Origin of the sequence: Kitasatospora sp. NPDC005751, from assembly GCF_040630835.1 — a bacterium.
Lineage (GTDB): Bacteria > Actinomycetota > Actinomycetes > Streptomycetales > Streptomycetaceae > Kitasatospora.
The window spans coordinates 214,859-235,201 of the sequence record NZ_JBEXYC010000003.1 but is presented as its reverse complement, the minus strand read 5'-3'; the positions used below and the strand labels follow the sequence as shown (position 1 = coordinate 235,201).

Sequence of the window (20,343 nt, the reverse complement as noted above, 5' to 3'; positions counted from 1 at the left end):
GCGCGCGGTAGGGCCGCCGCTCTCCCGGCCGCAGGCCCCGCCACAACGGCGAGCGCCCCGCCCGGAGATCCGGACGGGGCGCTCGATGCGCGGGGCGAGCGTCAGCCGTTGATCAGCTCGCGCGCCAGGCGGGCGGTCTCGGACGGCGTCTTGCCGACCTTGACGCCGGCGGCCTCCAGGGCCTCCTTCTTCGCCTGCGCGGTGCCCGAGGAGCCGGAGACGATGGCGCCGGCGTGGCCCATGGTCTTGCCCTCGGGGGCGGTGAAGCCCGCGACGTAGCCGACGACCGGCTTGGTGACGTGCTCGGCGATGTAGGCCGCGGCACGCTCCTCGGCGTCGCCACCGATCTCACCGATCATGACGATGAGCTCGGTCTCCGGGTCCTCCTGGAAGGCCTTGAGAGCGTCGATGTGGGTGGTCCCGATGACCGGGTCACCGCCGATGCCCACGGCCGAGGAGAAGCCGATGTCCCGCAGCTCGTACATGAGCTGGTAGGTCAGGGTGCCGGACTTCGACACCAGGCCGATCTTGCCGGCCTGGGTGATGTCCGCCGGGATGATGCCGGCGTTGGACTGTCCGGGGCTGATCAGGCCCGGGCAGTTCGGGCCGATGATCCGGGTCTTGTTGCCCTTCGAGCCCGCGTACGCCCAGAAGGCGGCCGAGTCGTGGACCGGGACACCCTCGGTGATGACGACCGCGAGGCCGATCTCGGCGTCGATGGCCTCGACGACGGCGTCCTTGGTGAACTTCGGCGGCACGAAGATGACGGTGACGTCGGCACCGGTCTTCTCGATGGCCTCGGCGACGGAGCCGAAGACGGGCACGTCGGTGCCGTCGACGTCGACCGTGGTGCCGGCCTTGCGCGGGTTCACGCCACCGACGATCTGGGTGCCCGAGGCGAGCATGCGGCGGGTGTGCTTCATGCCCTCGGAGCCGGTCATGCCCTGGACGATGACCTTGCTGTCCTTGGTAAGGAAGATAGCCATGGTGTTAAGTCCCCTTCCTTACTTGTTGGCCAGCTCGGCGGCACGGTCGGCGGCGCCGTCCATGGTGTCGACGCGCTGCACCAGCGGGTGGTTGGCGTCGTCGAGGATCTTGCGACCAAGCTCGGCGTTGTTGCCGTCCAGGCGGACGACCAGCGGCTTGGAGACGTTCTCGCCCTTGGACTCCAGCAGGGCCAGGGCCTGCACGATGCCGTTCGCGACGGCGTCGCACGCGGTGATGCCACCGAAGACGTTGACGAAGACCGACTTGACGTCGGGGTCGCCCAGGATGATCTCCAGGCCGTTCGCCATGACCTCGGCGGACGCGCCGCCGCCGATGTCGAGGAAGTTGGCGGGCTTGACGCCGCCGTGGCTCTCGCCCGCGTAGGCGACCACGTCGAGGGTGCTCATGACGAGACCCGCGCCGTTGCCGATGATGCCGACCTGGCCGTCGAGCTTGACGTAGTTCAGGCCCTTGGCCTTCGCCGCCGCCTCCAGCGGGTTGGCGGCGGCCTTGTCCTCGAGCGCCTCGTGCTCGGGCTGGCGGAACTCGGCGTTCTCGTCCAGGGAAACCTTGCCGTCGAGCGCGATGATCTTGCCGTCGCCGGACTTGATCAGCGGGTTGACCTCGACGAGGAGGGCGTCCTCCTTGATGAAGACGACCCAGAGCTTCTGCAGGACATCGGCGACCTGGTCCGCGATCTCCGCCGGGAACTTCGCGGCGGCGACGATCTCGGCGGCCTTCTCCGGGGTGCAGCCCTCGTTGGCGTCGACCGGGATCTTGGCGAGCGCCTCGGGGTTCTCCTCCGCGACGACCTCGATCTCCACACCGCCCTCCACGCTGGCCATGGCCAGGAAGGTGCGGTTGGTGCGGTCCAGCAGGAAGGAGACGTAGTACTCCTCCTTGATGTCCGCCGTCTGGGCCAGCATCACCTTGTGAACGGTGTGGCCCTTGATGTCCATCCCGAGGATCGCCTCGGCCTTGGCGACGGCGTCCGCCGGGTCGGCGGCGAGCTTCACGCCACCGGCCTTGCCTCGGCCGCCCACCTTCACCTGAGCCTTGACGACGGCGCGGCCGCCGAAGCGCTCCGCGATGGCGGCAGCGTCTGCGGCGGTCTCGATGACATCACCGTCAAGCACGGGAACCCCGTGCTTGGCGAAGAGGTCCCTCGCCTGGTACTCGAACAGGTCCACGTGTTTGTCCTTGTTCGTGGTCGCGGATTGTGTCTCTACGAGCGTGCCACGGCAGGATCTTCGCTGCGGGTCGTCGGGGCGGTGCGGGTACGCAGAGGTACGGCCTTGCGGCCCACACAGCCACGGGCGCACACGTCAATCAACACGCGCGTCACGTCCGTCTGGCAGGTTATCCCCGGACGGCAGGCGTGTTTCGCCCGGGACCGGCCCGGCTTGGGTGAGAACCGTCACAGCCAGGCCCCGACCGGCTGCCGCGCGCCCTGCTCAGCAGGTGCGCAGATCAGCGGTGGGGCCGGGCCCGGGTTCGCTCGTCCGGGTGAACCCGCGCACCCGGTCGCTACCCGCCCTGCGGCGGGACGGGGATCGGCCGCTTCTCGATCGCCGCCGCCATGACGTCCGGGAACGCGTCCGGCGTGCAGGCGAACGCGGGGGCGCCGAGCGTGGCCAGGGCGGCCGCGTGCGCGTGGTCGTACGCGGGCGCCCCTTCGTCGGAGAGCGCGAGCAGCGCGACGAACTGGACGCCGGCCGCCTTCATCGCCGCCACCCGCTTGAGCATCTCGTTCCGGATGCCGCCCTCGTAGAGGTCGCTGATCAGCACCACGACGGTCTCGGACGGGCGGGTGATCCTCGACTGGCAGAAGGCCAGCGCGCGGTTGATGTCGGTGCCGCCGCCGAGCCGGGTCGCGAACAGGACGTCCACCGGGTCGCCGAGCTGCTCGGTGAGGTCGACCACCGAGGTGTCGAAGACCACCAGCCGGGTGTCCAGCGTCCTCATCGAGGCCAGCACCGCGCCGAACACCGCCGAGTGCACCACCGAGGGGGCCATCGAGCCGGACTGGTCGATGCAGAGGATCACGTCCTTCTTCACCGCGCGCTGCGCCCGGGCGTAGCCGACCAGCCGCTCGGGGACGACGGTGCCGTGCTCGGGCAGGTAGTTCTTCAGGTTGGCCCGGATGGTGCGGTCCCAGTCGATGTCGCGGTGGCGCGGGCGGTTCACCCGGGCGCTGCGGTCCAGCGCGCCGCCCAGGGTGGCCCGGGTGCGGTCGGCGAGCCGGCGCTCCAGCTCGGCGACCACCTTGCCGACCACCGCACGGGCGCTCTCCCGGGTGGTCTCGGGCAGCGCGTGCTTCAACGAGAGCAGGGTGGCGACCAGGTGGACGTCGGGCTCGACGGCCTCCAGCATCTCCGGCTCCAGCAGCAGGCGGTCCAGGCCGAGGCGGGTGATGGCGTCCTGCTGCATCAGCTGGACGACGCTGGTCGGGAAGTACTCGCGGATGTCCCCGAGCCACCGGGCCACCTGCGGCGCCGAACCGCCCAGCCCCGCGGTGCGCCGGCCGGACCGCCCGGCCCGGCCCTCCTGCGGCGTGCCCCGGTACAGCGCGGCGAGCGCGCCGTCCATCGCGGCGTCCCGGCCGCGCAGCGCGCTGCCGGTGCCGTCCGCCTCGCCGCCGAGCACCAGCCGCCAGCGGCGCAGCCGCTCCTCGGCGGCGAGGGTGACGGGAGCGGCGGGGGTGGTGGCCTCTGCCATCGGGTGCTCCTTCCGGTCCATCGGGTCAGGTGCGTCGTCGGGTGCGGGTGCATCGCGTCGGGCGCGTCGGGTGCGGGGTCAGGTGTCGCGGCCCTCGGCCTGTCGGGGGATCCGCGGCGGCCCCGCGGGGTGGACCGGGCAGCCGGGCAGGCCGAGCAGCAGGGCGACCACGGGCAGCGCCGCGTCGGCGCGGGCCGGATCCAGCTCGGGGCCCGTGCCCGCCGCCGCCACCGGCTCGGTGCCCAGCGGACCGGCCGCGACCCTGCTGCCGACGGTGGTGCGGACGCCCGCCTCCAGCGCGGAGAAGGTGCGGCGCAGGAGCGGCAGCACATCGGTGAAGACCTCGGCCGGCACCGCCGTCAGCCACCCGTCGAGCAGGCCGAGCAGCCGGGGATCGTGCAGCAGCAGGGCGCCGCCGCCGCTGAGGAAGCCCTCCACCCAGCCGGCCGCGTCCGCCGGGGCGTTGGCCGCCGAGAGGACGAGGCCCATCCGGCGGCCGGCCTCCTCGGAGTCGAGCCGTCCGTCGTCCAGCAGCAGCCGGACGGCGCGCCCGCGCAGCAGGCCGGGCACGCCCGTGGCCGGACCGCCGACCGGTTCGCGGCGGGCGAGCGCCCGCAGCGTCCCGGCCCACCGGTCGGCGAGCCCGCCGCCCGGCTCCAGCAGGCCGATCGCGCCGTGCACCTCGTCGAGCCGGCCGCGCACCGCCTCCGCGCCGGCCGCGTCCAGCCCGGTGCAGGCGGGCGGCAGCCCGACGCAGATCCGGTCGGCGAGGCCCGTCGCGACCTCGCCGAGCGCACGGTGGTCGGTGCCGCGGACGTCGCCGTAGCGCAGCGCGCGGACCAGCGCCGGCAGCGCCCCGGCCAGCTGGGCGACGTCGGTGTCGAGCGCGGCGCAGTCGGCGAGGATCCGCATCACGGCGGGCAGCGCGTCGGCCAGCCCGGCCAGCAGGCAGGTCTCGACCAGGGCGGTCAGCTCGGCGAGCTCCACCGCGGCCCGCGCCGCGCCGACCGCCCGGCCGGTCGCCGCCTCCTCGACGGTGGTGCCCCACTGGGCGGCCTCGGCGATCCGGACGGCGAACTCGGGCTGCCAGCAGAGCCGCCAGCTCTCCCGGAAGGTGCCCGTCGAGGTGACGGCGGAGCGGCTCGGCACGCCCCAGTCGATGCCGAGCAGCCGCAGCCGGTGCAGCAGCCGGGAGCGGGCCGCGTCGTTCTCCTTGCGCAGGTCCAGGTCCAACTCCCGCGGCTCGACCGCCGGCTTCAGCCGCAGCGAGCGCTGCAGCCGGGTCAGGTCCCGCTGCAACGGCACCGCCGGAGCGCCGTCCGGCACCCCGCCGAGGACGTCCCCGGTGACCAGGCGGTCGTGCACCAGCGCCAGTGCGACGTCCGAGCCGTCGCACATCACCGAGCGGACGGCGTCCAGGGTCTCGGTCAGGCCGGCGAGCGGGCGGCCGCGCATCACCGCCAGCGTCCGGGCCAGCCGGACGGCCTCGATCACGTGCGCCGAGGAGACCGGGTGGTCCTCGGCCCGCAGCAGGTCGGCGGCCCTGGTCAACCAGAGCGGCACCGGATCACCCGTGGTGGTGAACAGGTGGTGGTACCAGCCCGGCGAGACGATCCCGGCGCCGTAACCGCTCTGCTGGGAGAGCCGGCGGTGCGTCCACGGCACCCAGGTGATGTCGGTGCGCACCTTCTTCGGCAGGCCGGCCAGCACCGCCCGGTCGTGCGCGACGGTCGGCAGCACGGCCAGCGCCGGGACGTGGAACGCCCCGCAGACCACGGCGATCCGCCGGTGCCCGGCCCGCTTGGCGGCCCGGATCTGCTGGCGCATGTACGCCTCCCGCAGGTCGTCGCGCCGGACGGGCCCGCCGGGCGCGACGTCCTCGCGCAGCGCCGCCATCGCCTCGGCGACCGCGGCGAACGGGGCCAGCGCGTCGGTACCGGGCGAGCGGTGCTCGATCACGTCCTCCCACCAGCGCTCCGGGTCGTCGCTGCCGGCGGCCTCGGCGAGCATCCCGATCGGGTCCGCCGCCCGCTCCGGCTCCGCTGCCCGGTCCGGCTCCTCCGGCTGCTCCCGCTCCTCGGCGAGGCCGTAGGCCGCCGGGAGGTCGATGAAGCGGACCGGTACACCGGCGTCGAGTCCGTACCGGATCGCCACCCACTCCGGGGAGAACTCGGCATAGGGCCAGAACGCGGCCCTGGCCGGGTCGTCCACGACGTGGGCAAGCAGGGCGACCGGTGGCACCATGTCCTTTTCGGCCGCCAGCCCGACGATCGGATCGGCCTCCGGCGGGCCCTCGATCAGCACCGCGTCCGGCCGCAACTGCTCCAGTGCGGCGGCCACCGCGCGGGCCGAGCCGGGACCGTGGTGCCGTACGCCCAGCAGCGTCACCTCCGCGCTCATCGCGCCCTCCCTCCTCGTGCCTCGAACTGACTCGGACTGAATCGAACTGCTCAGCACTGCTCAGCACTGCTCTGAACTGCCTTGGACCGCCTTGAACTGCCGCGAACTGCCTTGAACCGCCATGAACTGCCATGGCGTCAGCGGGCGTTCTCCCGGGCGGCGCGGTAGAAGTCCTTCCAGCCGTCCCGCTCGCGCAGCACGCCCTCGACGTACTCGCGCCAGACCACCTGGTCCGCCACCGGATCCCGGACGACGGCGCCGAGGATGCCGGCCGTGACGTCGCCGGCCCGCAGCACGCCGTCCCCGAAGTGGGTGGCCAGCGCCAGACCGTTGGTCACCACCGAGATGGCCTCGGCCGTCGACAGCGTGCCGCTCGGCGTCTTCACCTTCGTCCGGCCGTCCACCGTGAGGCCGGCCCGCAGCTCCCGGAAGACCGTCACCACCCGCCTGATCTCCTCGGCTCCACCGGGCAGTGGCGCGAGTTCCAGCGAGCGCCCGAGCTGGTCGACCCGCCGGGTGACGATGTCCACCTCCTCCTCCAGCGAGCCGGGGAGCGGCAGCACCACGGTGTTGAACCGTCGGCGCAGGGCGCTCGACAGCTCGTTGACGCCGCGGTCCCGGTCGTTCGCCGTGGCGATCAGGTTGAACCCGCGCACGGCCTGCGTCTCGCCGCCCAACTCCGGTATCGGCAGCGTCTTCTCCGACAGGATGGTGATCAGACTGTCCTGGACGTCCGCCGGGATCCGGGTCAGCTCCTCGACCCGGGCGATCTTCCCGTCCGCCATCGCCCGCATCAGCGGCGAGGGCACCAGCGCCGCCCGGCTCGGACCGTTGGTCAGCAGCTGGGCGTAGTTCCAGCCGTACCGGACGGCCTCCTCCGGCGTACCGGCCGTCCCCTGGACCAGCAGGGTCGAATCGCCGCTGATCGCCGCCGCGAGGTGCTCCGACACCCAGGTCTTCGCGGTGCCGGGCACGCCGAGCAGCAGCAGCGCCCGGTCCGTGGCCAGCGTCGTCACGGCGACCTCGACGATCCGCCGCGGGCCGATGTACTTGGGGGTGACCACGGTGCCGTCCGGCAGCTCGCCACCGAGCAGATAGGTGGCGACGGCCCACGGCGAGAGCTTCCAGCGCTCGGGACGCGGGCGGTCGTCCTGCGCGGCCAGCGCGGCCAGTTCCGCCGCGAAGGCGTCCTCCGCGTGCTGCCGCAGAACGTCGGTCATCAGGGGGCTCCTTCGGGTCGGCCGCCGGACACACCGGTGGCGGGCGGCGAGGTGATCGGGGGGAGCCAGGTCGGCGTCCCGGCCTGTGGGAACCACCCTGCACCGGACCACTGACAATCCTGACCGGACCTCAGTTCGACCACCCGGCCTGTCAGTCCCTCCGCCTACCGTCGTCGGCATGGAGGAACGCTGGAGCACCGAACACGTCCTGTCCCTGGCACCCGACGCGAGCTCGCAGAAGGCCGCGGGCAAGCTCTCCTCGCCCGCGCCCTGGTCGGCCACGGGCACCGACGGCGCCGCGCTCTGGGGCGAGTGCAGGGGCAGCGGCCGGACGCCCTACCGCACCGCCGTCGAGCTGGCCACGCCCGCCTACTCGTGCACCTGCCCGAGCCGGAAGTTCCCCTGCAAGCACGCGCTCGGGCTGCTGCTGCTCTGGAGCGGCACCCCCGAGGCCGTCCCGGCCGGCGAGCCTTCCGACTGGGCGTCCGACTGGCTGGCCGAGCGCCGCGACCGCGCCGAGCGGCGGGCGACCGGCGCCACCGCCGCGGCCGACCCGGCCGCCGCCCTCCGCCGGGCCGAGAAGCGCCACGCCCGGGTGGCCGCCGGCGCCGGTGAGCTGCGTCTGCGGCTGGCCGACCGGGTCCGCCACGGCCTCGCGGACCCGTCCGCCGCCGGCCCCTGGGAGGAGGTCGCCGCCCGGATGGTCGACGCCCAGGCCCCCGGCCTCGCCACCCGCGTCCGCGAACTCGACGCCGTCACCGGGCCCGACCTCCTGGAGGAGTACGCCATGCTCCATCTGCTCGCCACCGCCGCCACCCGGATCGACGACCTGCCCGCCCCGCTGGCCGCCACCGTCCGGGCCCGGGTCGGCTACACCACCGACGCCGCCGAGGTACTGGCCGGCCCCACCGTCCGCGACCGCTGGTACGTCCTCGGCAGCCGCACCTCCCCGCTGGACGGCACAGCGGACGAACGCCTCACCACCCGCCGGCTCTGGCTGCGCGGCGCGAAGACCGGCCGGGCCGCCCTGCTCCTCGCCTTCGGCCGCCCCGGCCGGGCACCCGACCTCGCCCTCCCCACCGGCCACCTGCTGGAGGCCGAACTCGCCTTCCACCCCGGGGCCCGCCCCCTGCGCGCCGCCCTCGGCACCCGCTACGACGCCCCCGGCCAGGGCCCCGCCGCCCCGCCGCCCGGGCTCACCCCCGCCGAAGCGGTCGCCGCCTACGGCGACGCCGTCGCGGACGATCCCTGGCTCGACGCCTGGCCGGCCGTCCTGACCGGCGTCGTCCCGGTCCTCACCCCCGACGGCTGGCAGCTCACCGACGGCCGGCACACGCTCCCGGTCCACCGTGGTGCCACCCCCGAAGCGGCCCTCTGGCGCCTCGCGGCCGTCTCCACCGGCCGCCCCCTCACCGTCTTCGGTGAGCAGGGCCACCACGGTTTCGCCCCGGTCACCGCCTGGGGCGCGGACCACCGCCCGATCGACCTCACCACCGGGTAGGCCCCGAAGCGGGGACCGGCCCGCGCGGCCCACGGGCCCGCCGCGGGCCCCGGCGCCCCACCCGCCCGAGAGCCTCCGACCAGCACCCACCGACCCGCAGGAGCCCCGCGTGCCGCCCACCGCCCCGACCCCGACCGACCCCTGGGAGTCCCTCCACACCACCGCCCTCCTCGGCACCGACCGCCGCCCCCTGCCGCCCCCGGCCGCCGGTGACTCCGCCGCCCACCTGGCCGTCGACCGCACCGACCCGGCCACCGCCCTGCTCGAACTCGCCGCCCTGGAGACCGTCCGCCGCCGCGCCGGAGCCCGCCCGGCCCCCGCCGGCGAGGCCGTCACCGCCCTGCTCGCCGCCCCCGCCCCCGAGGACCACCGGCCCGAACTGCCCACCCCCGCGGCCCGCCGGCTCACCCTCCTGCTCGGCAGCCGGGGCGCCGGATCCCCCGGCACCCTCGCCAACCTCACCGAACTGCTCCCGCAGTGGCTCGCCACCGCCCGCGCCCGGGGCTTCCGCCCACCCGCCGCCGCCGTACCTGCCCTGCTGGACGCCGCCCGCGGCCGGACCGAGCTGCGCCCCGACGCCGTGGCCCTGGCCGGCCCCCTGGGCCGCTGGCTCGCCGCCCGGAACGCCGACTGGCGCTTCGTCCTCCGCACCACCACCGACGCGCCCGCCGGCACGGCCGCGCCCGGCGGACCGGACGGACCCGGCGGAGCGGCGGCCGCCGCTCCCGGGGACCACCACCTCTGGCACGAGGGGCTCTTCGCCGAGCGCGTCACCCATCTGACCGCACTGCGCCGGAGCGACCCCGCCGCCGGCCTCGCCCTGCTGGTGAGCACCTGGCCCACCGAGCGCGCCGAGGACCGGCTGCTCTTCCTGGACGCCCTCCAGGACGGCCTCTCGCTCGCCGACGAGCCCTTCCTCGAAGCCGCGTTGGGCGATCGCAGCAAGAACGTCCGGGCCACCGCGGCCGAGTTGCTCTCCACCCTCCCCGGCTCCACGCTCGCCCACCGGATGGCCGAGCGCGCCCGGGCCGCCGTCCGCCTCTCCGAGCGCGGCACGCACCTGCTCGTCACCCCGCCCACCGAGTGCGACACCGCGATGCAGCGCGACGGCATACCACTCAAGTCGCCCACCGGGCGCGGCGAGCGGGCCTGGTGGTTCGGCGAGGTGATCGCCGCCACGCCGCTCTCGCTGTGGCCGGAGTCCACCGGTCTGACGCCGGGCCGGCTGCTCGGGCTCCGGGTGGGCGACAGCCTCGACGAGAGCGACAGCAGCTGGGCCGACGACCTGCGCGAGGCCTGGGCCAGGGCCGCCGTCCGCCAGCAGGACGCCGACTGGGCACGGGCGTTGCTGGGCCCCGCCCCGGCCCCCGCACCGGGGTCCCGCGGCGGCCGTGCCGCCCGTGCCCCCCGGAGCACCGGAGCCCCCGCCAAGCTGCTCGCCGTCCTCCCGCCCGCCGAACGCGCCGTCTGGACGGCCGCGTTCATCGAGGTGCACGGCCTCGGCGAGGCCTTCCAACTGCTCGGGGCCTGCGCGGCTCCGTGGACCCCGCCGCTGTCCACCGCCGTCGTCGCGGCGCTCGCCCGGGCGGCCGCCTCCGGGGCGTACCCGTGGAGCCACAGCGGGGTGCTCGGTATGACGGAGCGCGCGCTCTCCCCCGCAACGGCCACCGCCGTCGAGGAGTTGGCCGCCGAGGCGGCGCCCGCCGGCGCCTGGGCCGAGACCTTCTCCCGGCTGGCCGGCACCCTGCGCTTCCGGGAGGCGATGCTCGCCGAACTCGGCGCCTGACCGCCCGCGCCGGAACGCGGCCGGGCCGGTACGGGGGTGTCCCGCACCGGCCCGGCCCAGCACTCGGCAGGCGCACCCCACCGGCGCGCACCCCTCGGGCACGCACCCGGCTGGCACACGGTCGAAGCAGTCGCTCGGTGGAAGCAGTCGCTCGCCCGCAGCGGGCGCGCTACGGCAGGCGCGCACTTCGGCGGGCGCGTACCCGGCAGGCGCGCGCCCCGCGGAACACCTCCGCCCGAGGGGTCAGCTCGCGGCCCGCAGGTTCGCTTCGACCCAGGCCACCACGTCCCGGGTCGGCGTCCCCGGGGTGAAGATGTCCGCGACGCCCATCGCCTTGAGCTCGACGATGTCCTCTTCCGGGATGATGCCGCCGCAGAAGACCTTGATGTCCTCCGCCTCGCGCTCCCGCAGCAGCTCCAGCACCCGCGCGCAGAGCGTCATATGCGCCCCGGAGAGGACCGACAGCCCGATGCCGTCCGCGTCCTCCTGGATCGCGGTGTCGACGATCTGCTCGGGCGTCTGGTGCAGGCCGGTGTAGATGACCTCCATACCGGCATCACGCAGGGCACGCGCGATGACCTTGGCGCCGCGGTCGTGACCGTCGAGCCCGGGCTTGGCGACCACCACACGGATCGGGCCTGACACACCCATCACTGCCTCCTGGACTTCGTCGTCCACCACCCACCGGACCTCGTCGGGCACGGGCGCGGTTAACCAGCAATAACAACCTGAGGGGAGGTTAGCGTCACCCGGGCGGACTGACCGTGCCGCCCCTCAAGAGGAGGGCAAAATCACAGGCCCACCCCTTGCTACCGACGGGTATACCCCGACGGCTCCGTCCGCAGGCCGCCAACTCCCCTCTTGACATACGGACTTTTGTCCGGATCCCGGCGTTACGGCTACAGTCTCGGCTGTTTTCCCCTCGCCTTTCCGTCCGTCCCTCCCCTCGCCCTTCCCCTCGCCCGACGATGTGCCCGAGGTCCACCGAGGAGGCAGCCCCCGATGGCTCCCGACGCAGCCGGCCGCCCGACCCGTGCGGAGCTGCGGGTGGCCGCCCGCGAGCAGTCGCGCGCCCAGCGCCGCGGCGCCGCCAAGGCCGCCACCCGGACCGCCCTGCTGCGCGTCGCGCTGCCGTCGATGGCCGCCCTCGGAGTGGCCGGGGCAGCCGCCGCGACCGTCCAGGGCGAGGCCGACCAGCAGCGTGCGCAGGCGGCCGGCCGGGCCCCCGAGCAGGCCGCCGAGGCCCCGGACACCGCGCCCGCCAGGGCCGCCGCCCAGCAGGTCCTCGCCGCGGGCGAGGCCGACCAGGCATCCCGCGGCGACGCCCGGGCTCCGCTCTCCGGCACCCAGCCCGCCGGCCCGGCGGGCGGGACGGCGCTCGCCGCTCCGGCTCCGGCGCCGGAGCCCGAGCTCCCGAAGGTCATCCTCCCGGTCGCCCAGCGCGGGCTCGGCGAGATGTTCGGCGCGTCCGGCACGCACTGGGCGGCCCGCCACACCGGCATCGACTTCCCCGTCGACGGCGGCACCCAGGTCATGGCGGTCACGGACGGCGTCATCCGCACGCAGTGGAACCCGTCGTACGGCTACATGTCGATACTGAAGATGGCCGACGGCACCGAGGCCTGGTACTGCCATCTGCGGTCGTACAAGATCCGCAAGGGGACCGTGAAGGCGGGCGACGTCATCGCCTTCGTCGGCAGCAGCGGCAACAGCACCGGCCCGCACCTGCACTTCGAGATCCGCCCGGCCGGCGGCGGCGCCCCCGTCGACCCGCTGCCGTGGTTCCTCGCCCAGGGCGTCGACCCCCGCTGACCGCGCCCCGCCGGGCCGCACCCGCCCCGACCCCGCCCCGCCGGTCGCGCACACCCCGGCCCGGCGCGGACCCGGGTCGAACCCCGGGCCCGCGCCGCCGGGCCCTACAGCTTCTCCACCGGCGCGTACCGCAGCAGCAGCTGCTTGCGCCCCTCCGTCCCGAAGTCCACCGTGGCCTGCGCCTTGTCGCCGACACCGGCGGTGGCCACCACGGTGCCCAGGCCGAAGGTGTCGTGGGTGACGCGGTCCCCCACCGCCAGGGCCACGACCTCGCGCTCGACCGCCGTACCGGCCCGCCGGGCCGACTGCCCCCAGCCCGCCTTCGGTGAGGCCGCCGCCGCCGCACCGCGCGACGCGCCCCGGGAGGAGCCGCCCGAACCGGCGGACTTCCCGCCCCAGGACGACCCCGAGGAGTACCCGCGCGAGGCCGGCACCGACGCCGCGCCCGTCCGCTTCCACTCCACCAGCGTGTCCGGGATCTCCTCCAGGAACCGCGAGGCCGGGTTGTACGAGGGCTGCCCCCAGGCACTGCGCAGCACCGAACGCGTCAGGTAGAGCCGCTCCCGCGCCCGGGTGAGGCCGACGTACGCGAGCCGGCGCTCCTCCTCCAGCTCCTTGACCTGGTTGAGCGCCCGCATGTGCGGGAAGATGCCGTCCTCCATGCCGGTCAGGAAGACCACCGGGAACTCCAGCCCCTTGGCGGTGTGCAGGGTCATCATCGTGATGACGCCCCGGCCCTCCTCGTCCTCGTCCGGGATCTGGTCCGAGTCCGCGACGAGCGCGACCCGCTCCAGGAAGTCGGCCAGCGAGCCGACCGGCGGCGCGTCGTCCTCCCCCGCGTCGGGCCGCTCGCCCGGGTCCTGCTCGTACTCCAGGGCGACGGAGGCCAGCTCCTGGAGGTTCTCCACCCGCGTCTCGTCCTGCGGGTCCGTGGAGGACTGCAGCTCGGCGAGGTAGCCCGTCTCCTCCAGCACCGCCTCCAGCACCGCGGCGGGCCCGGCACCCGACTCGACGACCTGTCGCAACCCGGCCATCAGGGCGTTGAACTTCTTCACCGCGTTCGCCGAGCGGGCGGCCATGCCGTACGCCTCGTCGACCCGCTGGAGCGCCTGCGCGAAGGAGATCCGCTCGCGCCCGGCGAGCGCGTCGATCATCGCCTCGGCCCGCTCGCCGATGCCGCGCTTGGGCACGTTGAGGATCCGGCGCAGCGGCACGGTGTCCTCCGGGTTGGAGAGCACCCGCAGGTACGCCAGGACGTCCCGGACCTCCTTGCGCTCGTAGAAGCGCACCCCGCCGACCACCTTGTACGGCAGGCCGACCCGGATGAACACCTCCTCGAACACCCGGGACTGGGCGTTGGTCCGGTAGAAGATCGCGACGTCGCCGGGCTTGGCCTCGCCCCGGTCGGTCAGCCGGTCGATCTCGTCGGCGATGAACTGGGCCTCGCCGTGCTCGTCGTCCGCGACGTAGCCGACGACCTTCTCGCCGTGGTCGCCGGCCGTCCAGAGCTTCTTCTCGCGGCGGCTGGTGTTCCGCTCGATGACGGCGTTGGCGGCGCTCAGGATGGTCTGCGTGGAGCGGTAGTTCTGCTCCAGCAGGATCGTGGTCGCGTTCGGGTAGTCCTCCTCGAACTGGAGGATGTTGCGGATCGTCGCACCGCGGAAGGCGTAGATCGACTGGTCCGCGTCACCCACCACGCACAGCTCGGCCGGCGGCACCTCGGCCAGCCGTCCGGCGGCCGGGTCCACGTAGTCGCCGTCCACGGTGCGCTTCGGCGCGGCCGCGGCGGAGCCCCCGCTGAGCTCCCGGACCAGCATGTACTGGGCGTGGTTGGTGTCCTGGTACTCGTCGACCAGGATGTGCCGGAACCGCCGCCGGTAGTGCTCCGCGACGTCGGGGAAGGCCTGGAGCAGGTTCACCGTCGTCATGATGATGTCGTCGAAGTCGAGCGCGTTGGCCTCGCGCAGCCGCCGCTGGTAGAGGAAGTAGGCCTCGGCCAGCTTCTTCTCCATCGGGTTGGCCGCCTGGTCGGCGTACGTCTCCTCGTCGATCAGCTCGTTCTTGAGGTTGCTGACCTTGGCCGTGAAGGACTTCGGCGGGAACTGCTTCGGGTCCAGGTCGAGGTCCCGGCAGACCAGGGACATCAGCCGCTGCGAGTCGGCCGAGTCGTAGATCGAGAACGAGGACGTGAAGCCGAGGAGCTTGCTCTCCCGGCGCAGGATCCGCACGCAGGCGCTGTGGAAGGTGGACACCCACATCGCCCGGGCCCGCGGCCCGACCAGCTGCTCGACGCGCTCGCGCATCTCGCCGGCCGCCTTGTTGGTGAAGGTGATCGCCAGGATCTCGCCCGGCTGCACCCCGCGGGCGCCCAGCAGGTGGGCGATCCGGTGGGTCAGCACGCGCGTCTTGCCGGAGCCGGCGCCGGCCACGATGAGCAGCGGCGAGCCCGCGTGCAGGACCGCCTCGCGCTGCGGGTCGTTCATCCCCTCCAGCAGCTGGGCCGGGTCCACCACCGGGCGGGCGGCGCCGTTGCGGTAGAAGGCGTCCCGCTCGGCCTGGGCCGCGTGGTCGGTCTGGAACAGCCCCTCGGGGATCGCCTCCTCGTACGCGTCGTACGGGACGTCGTCCTCGAACGGCGGCGGCTCCTGCGTCGTCGGGGCGGCGGCGGGCTGCTGCTTCGACCCGGCGGCGGGGGCCTCGAAACCGGGGAGCGGGAGGTCGTCAAAGAGGCTACTCATGGCACTCCGAGTCTATGGCCCCGCACTGACAAGCCCGCCCGGCCCGGAGGAATCCGGGCCGGGCGGGCGGCCTCGCGAGGGCCGTCGGCCCTGGCGCGAGCGGCGTCGCGAGGGCCGTCAGACCAGGCGGCGGGCGGTGGCCCACCGGGTCAGCTCGTGCCGGTTGCTCAGCTGGAGCTTGCGCAGCACGGCCGAGACGTGGCTCTCCACCGTCTTCACCGAGATGAACAGCTGCTTCGCGATCTCCTTGTAGGCGTAGCCGCGCGCGATCAGCCGCAGCACCTCGCGCTCGCGCTGGGTCAGCCGGTCGAGGTCCTCGTCCACCGGCGGGGTGTCCGTGGCGGCGAAGGCGTCCAGCACGAAGCCGGCCAGCCGCGGCGAGAACACCGCGTCGCCGTCGGCGATCCGGAAGACGGCGTTGACCAGGTCCGTGCCGGTGATCGTCTTGGTGACGTAGCCGCGGGCACCGCCGCGGATCACGCCGATGACGTCCTCGGCGGCGTCCGAGACGGACAGCGCCAGGAACTTCACCTGCTCGCCCATCAGCCCGGCCGAGCGGCGCAGCACCTCGACCCCGCCGCCACCCGGCAGGTGGACGTCGAGCAGCACCACGTCGGGCCTGGTCTCGGCGACCACGCGGACCGCCGACTCCACGTCGTCGGCCTCGCCGACCACGTCGATGCCGGTGACCTCGGTGCGCCCGATCTCGGCCCGCACCCCCGTCCGGAACATCCGGTGGTCGTCGACCAGTACGACCCGCGCGACCCTCCCCCCGCCCTCGGCCGGGGTCCCTCCCGTCGGCGCTGCGTCAGTCATTCGTTCTCTCCATCTCCAGCTCGACCTCGGTGCCGCCGTCCGGCGCGGGCCGCACCCGTGCGGTGCCGCCGTTGCGCTTCATCCGGCCGATGATCGACTCGCGGACACCCATCCGGTCCTCGGGCACCGTGTCGGGGTCGAAGCCGGGGCCGTGGTCGCGTACGAACACCGACACCGTCTCTCCCTCCACCTCGGCGTAGACCTGGACCGGTCCCCCGCCACCGTACTTGGCCGCGTTGACCGTCGCCTCCCTCGCGGCCTGCATCTGCGCGGCGATCCGCTCGTCCATCGGGCAGTCGCCGACCACGACCAGCTCCACCGGGACGCCGTGCCGGTCCTCGACCTCGGCGACCACCGCGCGCAGGCTCTCCGCCATGGTGTCCGGCGCGTCCTCGGCGACCGCCTCCGGGCGGTAGAGCCAGAGCCGCAGCTCGCGCTCCTGGGCCCGGGCGAGCCGCAGCACCTCCTTCGGGTCCTCGGCCCGGCGCTGGATCAGGGTCAGGGTGTGCAGCACCGAGTCGTGGACGTGGGCCGCGATCTCGGCGCGCTCCTGCGCGCGGATGCGGGCGGTCCGCTCGGCGCCGAGGTCCTGCCACATCCGCAGCGCGTACGGGCCCACCAGCACCAGGACGCCGGCCAGCACCGCCAGCGAGGCCTCCACCACCGAGCCGAGCGTGGAGCCGCTGCCCTGCATGGCGAGGAAGGCGATGGTGCCGGCCACCACCAGCAGCACACCGCCGCCGACCCGGGTGTAGGCCCCGCGCCGCTTCTCGCCCTCCTCCAGGCCGAACCAGCGCTGCCAGCGGGAGTCGTCGGCCTGCCGCCAGACCAGCGCGACACCGACGCCGATCGCCAGCAGCGGCCAGGTGTACGGCCGGGCGGTCTGCACGCCGAGCGCGTTCAGCAGGGCGATCAGCCCGATCACCACCATGACCAGCGCGGCGAGCTGCCCCAGACCGCCCTGGCGCCGCCCGGCCCGCCCCGGGGCGGGCTCCCCGCCCGGCTCGGCCACCGCCGTGGCGGGCTCGCCCTGCAGCGCGTGCTGCAGCAGTTCGCGCAGCCGGCCGATCCAGCCGCGCCGACCCTTGCTCAGCTCCGCCCCCGACGCCCCGGAGGCCTGCCAGGAGCCGGCCGGCACGAAGGCGCCGTTGACGTAGACCCAGTGCGCGCCGCCGCGCTGCGCGGGCTCGCCGATGCCGATCGGCACCACGAACCAGAACGCCGCGTACAGCAGTGCGCCGATCCCCTGCGCGAAGAAGAGCAGCACGAAGGCGACCCGGACCCAGGCGACCGGCAGCCCGAGGTGCACCGCGAGCCCGTGCGCGACACCGCCGAGCATCCGGCCCTGCGGGCTCCGGTAGAGCCGCCGGTACGGCGGGCGCTCGCTACCGGGCACGGCCGGGTCGGCGACGGCCGCCGACGCGGGGTCGGGGACGAGGGGGCGGGGATCGGTACCGGGTGCTGCCACGGCACCGATGGTTCCACGCACGCGGGCCCGGGCGCATCAGGGTGGAGCCCCCATCCCTCTCAGGGACAAGTCAGGGTACGGACAGGGCTCGCACCGGTTGGGCGGCGCCGCCGGAGCCACCAGGATGGTGGGCATGACCGAGGACCACCGCATCCAGGAGACCGGGACGAGCGCCCCGCCGGCACCCGACCGCCCGCCGCTGAACCGCACCGAGCACCACCGCGTGGTGGCCGGGGTATGCGGCGGCCTGGGCCGGCACCTGGACATCGACCCGGTGGTCTTCCGGGTGGTGACGGTCGTGCTCTGCCTCTCCGGCGGCCTCGGGCTCTTCCTGTACGGGCTGGCCTGGCTGATCATCCCGACCGAGCCGGTCCCGGACGGCCGGGGCGGCAGCAAGGGCGGCCGCACCGAGCTCCAGCGGGTGCTCACCGGCCGGGTGGACGGCCAGTCGATCGGCGCGGTGCTGCTGACCGTGATCGGCACCGGCGTCTTCTTCGCCTCGATGGGCGACGGGGACACCATGTTCCCGCTGCTGCTGCTCGGGGCCCTGGTCTTCCTGGCGGTCCGCTACGACCCGGAGCGGCGCCACGGCCGGCCGCGCGGGCGCCGGCGCGGCCGGGACCGGCGGCACGGCCCGTACGACCGGTGGTTCCCGGAGGCCGAGCCGGCCCCCGCCGACCACTCCTGGCCGCGCACCGACGAGGGCGAGCGGGCCCGCGAGCGGCACGCCCGGGAGCGGGCATCCGGCACGGTGCCGGCCGACACCCCGCACGCGGGCCCGAGCGGCTACCTGTGGGACCCCCGCCACCCCGAGCGCAACCCGTACGGCGCAACCGCCACGCCTCCTCCCGGCGGCCCCGCGCAGCCCTGGTGGCAGCGCCCCGACCTGCCCGAGGGCGACCCGCTGCGCAAGGGCGGTCCGGCCGCCCCGGCGCCGCCGCGGCCGGTGGTGGTGCACCGCCGGCACGAGCGCTCGCCGCTCGGCCTGATCGGGCTGCTCCTGGCGGTCGGCGCGGCCAGCGCGGTCTGGTCGGCCTCCGCCCACGGCGGCGCCGAGGTGGTGACCGGCACGGTACTGGCCACCGCGCTGCTGGTGGTCGGGCTGACCCTGCTGGTGGGCGCCAAGTTCGGCCGGGCCCGCCGGCTGGTCGTCCCGGGGCTGCTGCTCACCCTGGCGCTGGCGTTCACCCACGGCTCGTCGTTCTCGGTCCAGAACGCCGTCGGCGACCGCGACTGGACGGTCGTCTCGGCGGGCGACCTGGACGACCGGTACACGCTCGGACTCGGCAACGGCCGGCTGGACCTCAGCGGGCTGGACCCGGCCGGTGCCACCCTGCACAGCACCGTCGACCTCGGCGCGGGGCAGCTCACCGTGGTGGTGCCGCCGGACGTGACGGTGAGCCTGGACACCAAGGTCGGGCTGGGCAACGTCAAGGTGCCCGGGTCGGACGAGGTCAGCGGCAACAGCTCCCGCGGCTTCCAACTGCACCCGGTGAACGGTCAGGCATCCAAGGGCACGCTCGTCCTCTCGCTGAGGGTCGGGCTCGGCGACATCAAGGTGGTCCAGTCGTGAGGAAGCACCAGCTCGACCTGTTCTCGCTGATCGCGGGAGGCCTGTTCACCGTGATCGCGGTGCTCTACCTGGTGGCGGCGATCAACGACGTCTCCGTGAACGGCCGGATCGTCATCCCCGTGACCTTCATCGTGCTCGGCGTCGGCGGGCTGGCCGGGGCGGTCGCGGCGGCGGTGCGGCGCGGCCGTCCGGAGCCGCGGGACCAGGACGCGCCCTGACGGGCGCGCCCCGGCGGGGGCCGCGCAGCTCAGCTCTGCAGCGGCCCGAGGTTCAGCTTGTCGCCGTCCTTGGTGACCCCGTACCGGGGCAGCGGCTTGGTGGCCGGGCCGTTGACCACCGCGCCGGTGGCCGCGTCGAACCGGGAGCCGTGGCACGGGCAGTAGAACTGGCCGTTCTTCGGCGCGTCGACCGCGCAGCCGGAGTGCGTGCAGATCGAGGAGAGCCCGCAGTACTGGCCGGCCTTCGGCTGGACGATGTAGACCGCGTCACCGGTGGCCGGGTCCTTGACCTGGGCCGAGCCGCCGACCGGGACGCTCGCGGCGTCCACCGAGACGGGCGGTCCGGCGGGCGCCGGCGCGGCCGAGGGGCCGACGGCCTTCTTGTCCCGGCCGAAGGTGGCGGTCAGCGAGCCGGTGAGCAGCCCGGCGCCGCCGATCGCGACGGCCGCGATCCCACCGTCCATCAGGGCCCGCCGCCGGACGTGCTGCTCGCGCAGCCCGCGCTCGCGGTCCCGGGCGGCCCGCCGGGCCAGGTAGCCGTCCAGCGAGAGGTACGGGGTGCCGGCCAGCACCAGCGGGGTCCAGGCCATCAGGTAGGCCAGGTCGTTGCCGAGGTAGTACGGCGAGACGTTCCAGCTGACGGTCAGCCAGAGGCTCAGGTTGATCAGCGCGCCGCCGAGCGCCGCGACCCGGCCCCAGAGGCCGAGCAGGGTGCCGAGGCCGACCGCCAGCTCGCCGAAGGCGACGGCGAGCGCGAACAGGGTCGGCGCGTCGAGCGCGGCTCCGAGCAGGAACGAGATCGGGCTGGAGCCCTTGGCCGCCTGGGTCTGCGAGACGAACGACGCCGGGTCGCCCGCGCCGGCCAGGTAGTGCGAGTCGGCGAGCTTGTCCAGCGCCGCGTAGACGAAGGTGACGCCCAGGAAGATCCGCAGCGGCAGCAGCGCGTACCGGGAGGCGGCCGCCTTGCGCTGGGCCAGTCGCCCGGCCCTGCCGCCGCCCGCCGCCACCGCGCCGGTCACCGTGGAGTCGCCCGCCGCCGTGGAGCTGCTGGTCGCCACGGAGCTGCTGGCCTCCGACATCCCTCACACCTTCCTTCACGGCCCGCC

The 20,343-nt window shown here is 74.6% G+C and carries 15 protein-coding genes; 5 read left to right on the top strand and 10 right to left on the bottom strand.

Features of this window, described 5'->3' with window-relative positions:
• Positions 1–101: 101 nt before the first annotated feature.
• The 5 genes from sucD to ABZ497_RS05435 form a co-directional block, all read right to left on the bottom strand.
• Positions 102–986: a succinate--CoA ligase subunit alpha gene (sucD, locus tag ABZ497_RS05455; RefSeq protein WP_329488045.1), complete on the bottom strand. Its 885-nt coding sequence runs from the start codon at positions 984–986 to the stop codon at positions 102–104.
• 18 nt (positions 987–1,004) lie between these two features.
• A complete protein-coding gene (gene sucC, locus ABZ497_RS05450) occupies positions 1,005–2,177 on the bottom strand; it encodes an ADP-forming succinate--CoA ligase subunit beta (protein WP_329488047.1) in 1,173 nt (390 codons plus the stop codon).
• A 337-nt stretch (positions 2,178–2,514) separates the two neighbouring features.
• On the bottom strand, positions 2,515–3,705 hold the full coding sequence (locus ABZ497_RS05445; protein ID WP_359803537.1) for a VWA domain-containing protein: 1,191 nt from the start codon (positions 3,703–3,705) through the stop codon (positions 2,515–2,517).
• Between the two features lie 78 nt (positions 3,706–3,783).
• Positions 3,784–6,105, bottom strand: a complete 2,322-nt coding sequence (locus ABZ497_RS05440) for a DUF5682 family protein (protein ID WP_359803535.1) — start codon at positions 6,103–6,105, stop codon at positions 3,784–3,786.
• 137 nt (positions 6,106–6,242) lie between these two features.
• Positions 6,243–7,325 carry an AAA family ATPase gene (locus ABZ497_RS05435; protein ID WP_329488051.1) on the bottom strand — a complete coding sequence of 361 codons (1,083 nt, stop codon included), beginning with the start codon at positions 7,323–7,325 and terminating at the stop codon, positions 6,243–6,245.
• A 178-nt stretch (positions 7,326–7,503) separates the two neighbouring features.
• Between ABZ497_RS05435 and ABZ497_RS05430 the strand changes: the two genes are divergently transcribed.
• Positions 7,504–8,826, top strand: coding sequence for an SWIM zinc finger family protein (locus ABZ497_RS05430; RefSeq protein ID WP_359803533.1), 1,323 nt, complete (start codon positions 7,504–7,506; stop codon positions 8,824–8,826).
• Between the two features lie 109 nt (positions 8,827–8,935).
• On the top strand, positions 8,936–10,612 hold the full coding sequence (locus tag ABZ497_RS05425; protein ID WP_359803532.1) for a DUF5691 domain-containing protein: 1,677 nt from the start codon (positions 8,936–8,938) through the stop codon (positions 10,610–10,612).
• 243 nt (positions 10,613–10,855) lie between these two features.
• Here the strand turns inward: ABZ497_RS05425 and ABZ497_RS05420 are convergent, their stop codons facing one another.
• A complete protein-coding gene (locus tag ABZ497_RS05420) occupies positions 10,856–11,263 on the bottom strand; it encodes a cobalamin B12-binding domain-containing protein (protein ID WP_329492132.1) in 408 nt (135 codons plus the stop codon).
• 351 nt (positions 11,264–11,614) lie between these two features.
• On the opposite strand from ABZ497_RS05420, the gene ABZ497_RS05415 reads away from it, so the two are divergent.
• Positions 11,615–12,424 carry a M23 family metallopeptidase gene (locus ABZ497_RS05415; protein WP_359803530.1) on the top strand — a complete coding sequence of 270 codons (810 nt, stop codon included), beginning with the start codon at positions 11,615–11,617 and terminating at the stop codon, positions 12,422–12,424.
• Positions 12,425–12,528: 104 nt separating this feature from the next.
• Here ABZ497_RS05415 and pcrA read toward each other — a convergent pair whose 3' ends face one another.
• From pcrA to ABZ497_RS05400, 3 genes are all read right to left on the bottom strand, one after another.
• A complete protein-coding gene (gene pcrA, locus ABZ497_RS05410; RefSeq protein ID WP_359803528.1) occupies positions 12,529–15,162 on the bottom strand; it encodes a DNA helicase PcrA in 2,634 nt (877 codons plus the stop codon).
• A gap of 117 nt (positions 15,163–15,279) precedes the next feature.
• A complete protein-coding gene (locus tag ABZ497_RS05405) occupies positions 15,280–15,978 on the bottom strand; it encodes a response regulator transcription factor (protein WP_329488057.1) in 699 nt (232 codons plus the stop codon).
• Complete coding sequence (locus ABZ497_RS05400) at positions 15,971–17,317, bottom strand: PspC domain-containing protein (RefSeq protein WP_329492133.1); 1,347 nt, start codon at positions 17,315–17,317, stop codon at positions 15,971–15,973. Before ABZ497_RS05400 ends, ABZ497_RS05405 begins: the two co-directional genes overlap by 8 nt.
• A gap of 262 nt (positions 17,318–17,579) precedes the next feature.
• On the opposite strand from ABZ497_RS05400, the gene ABZ497_RS05395 reads away from it, so the two are divergent.
• Both ABZ497_RS05395 and ABZ497_RS05390 read left to right on the top strand, forming a co-directional pair.
• A complete protein-coding gene (locus ABZ497_RS05395) occupies positions 17,580–19,019 on the top strand; it encodes a PspC domain-containing protein (protein WP_359803526.1) in 1,440 nt (479 codons plus the stop codon).
• Complete coding sequence (locus ABZ497_RS05390) at positions 19,016–19,237, top strand: hypothetical protein (RefSeq protein ID WP_329488061.1); 222 nt, start codon at positions 19,016–19,018, stop codon at positions 19,235–19,237. Before ABZ497_RS05395 ends, ABZ497_RS05390 begins: the two co-directional genes overlap by 4 nt.
• Positions 19,238–19,266: 29 nt before the next feature.
• Here the strand turns inward: ABZ497_RS05390 and ABZ497_RS05385 are convergent, their stop codons facing one another.
• Complete coding sequence (locus tag ABZ497_RS05385) at positions 19,267–20,316, bottom strand: Rieske 2Fe-2S domain-containing protein (RefSeq protein WP_329488063.1); 1,050 nt, start codon at positions 20,314–20,316, stop codon at positions 19,267–19,269.
• Between the last annotated feature and the right edge of the window lie 27 nt (positions 20,317–20,343).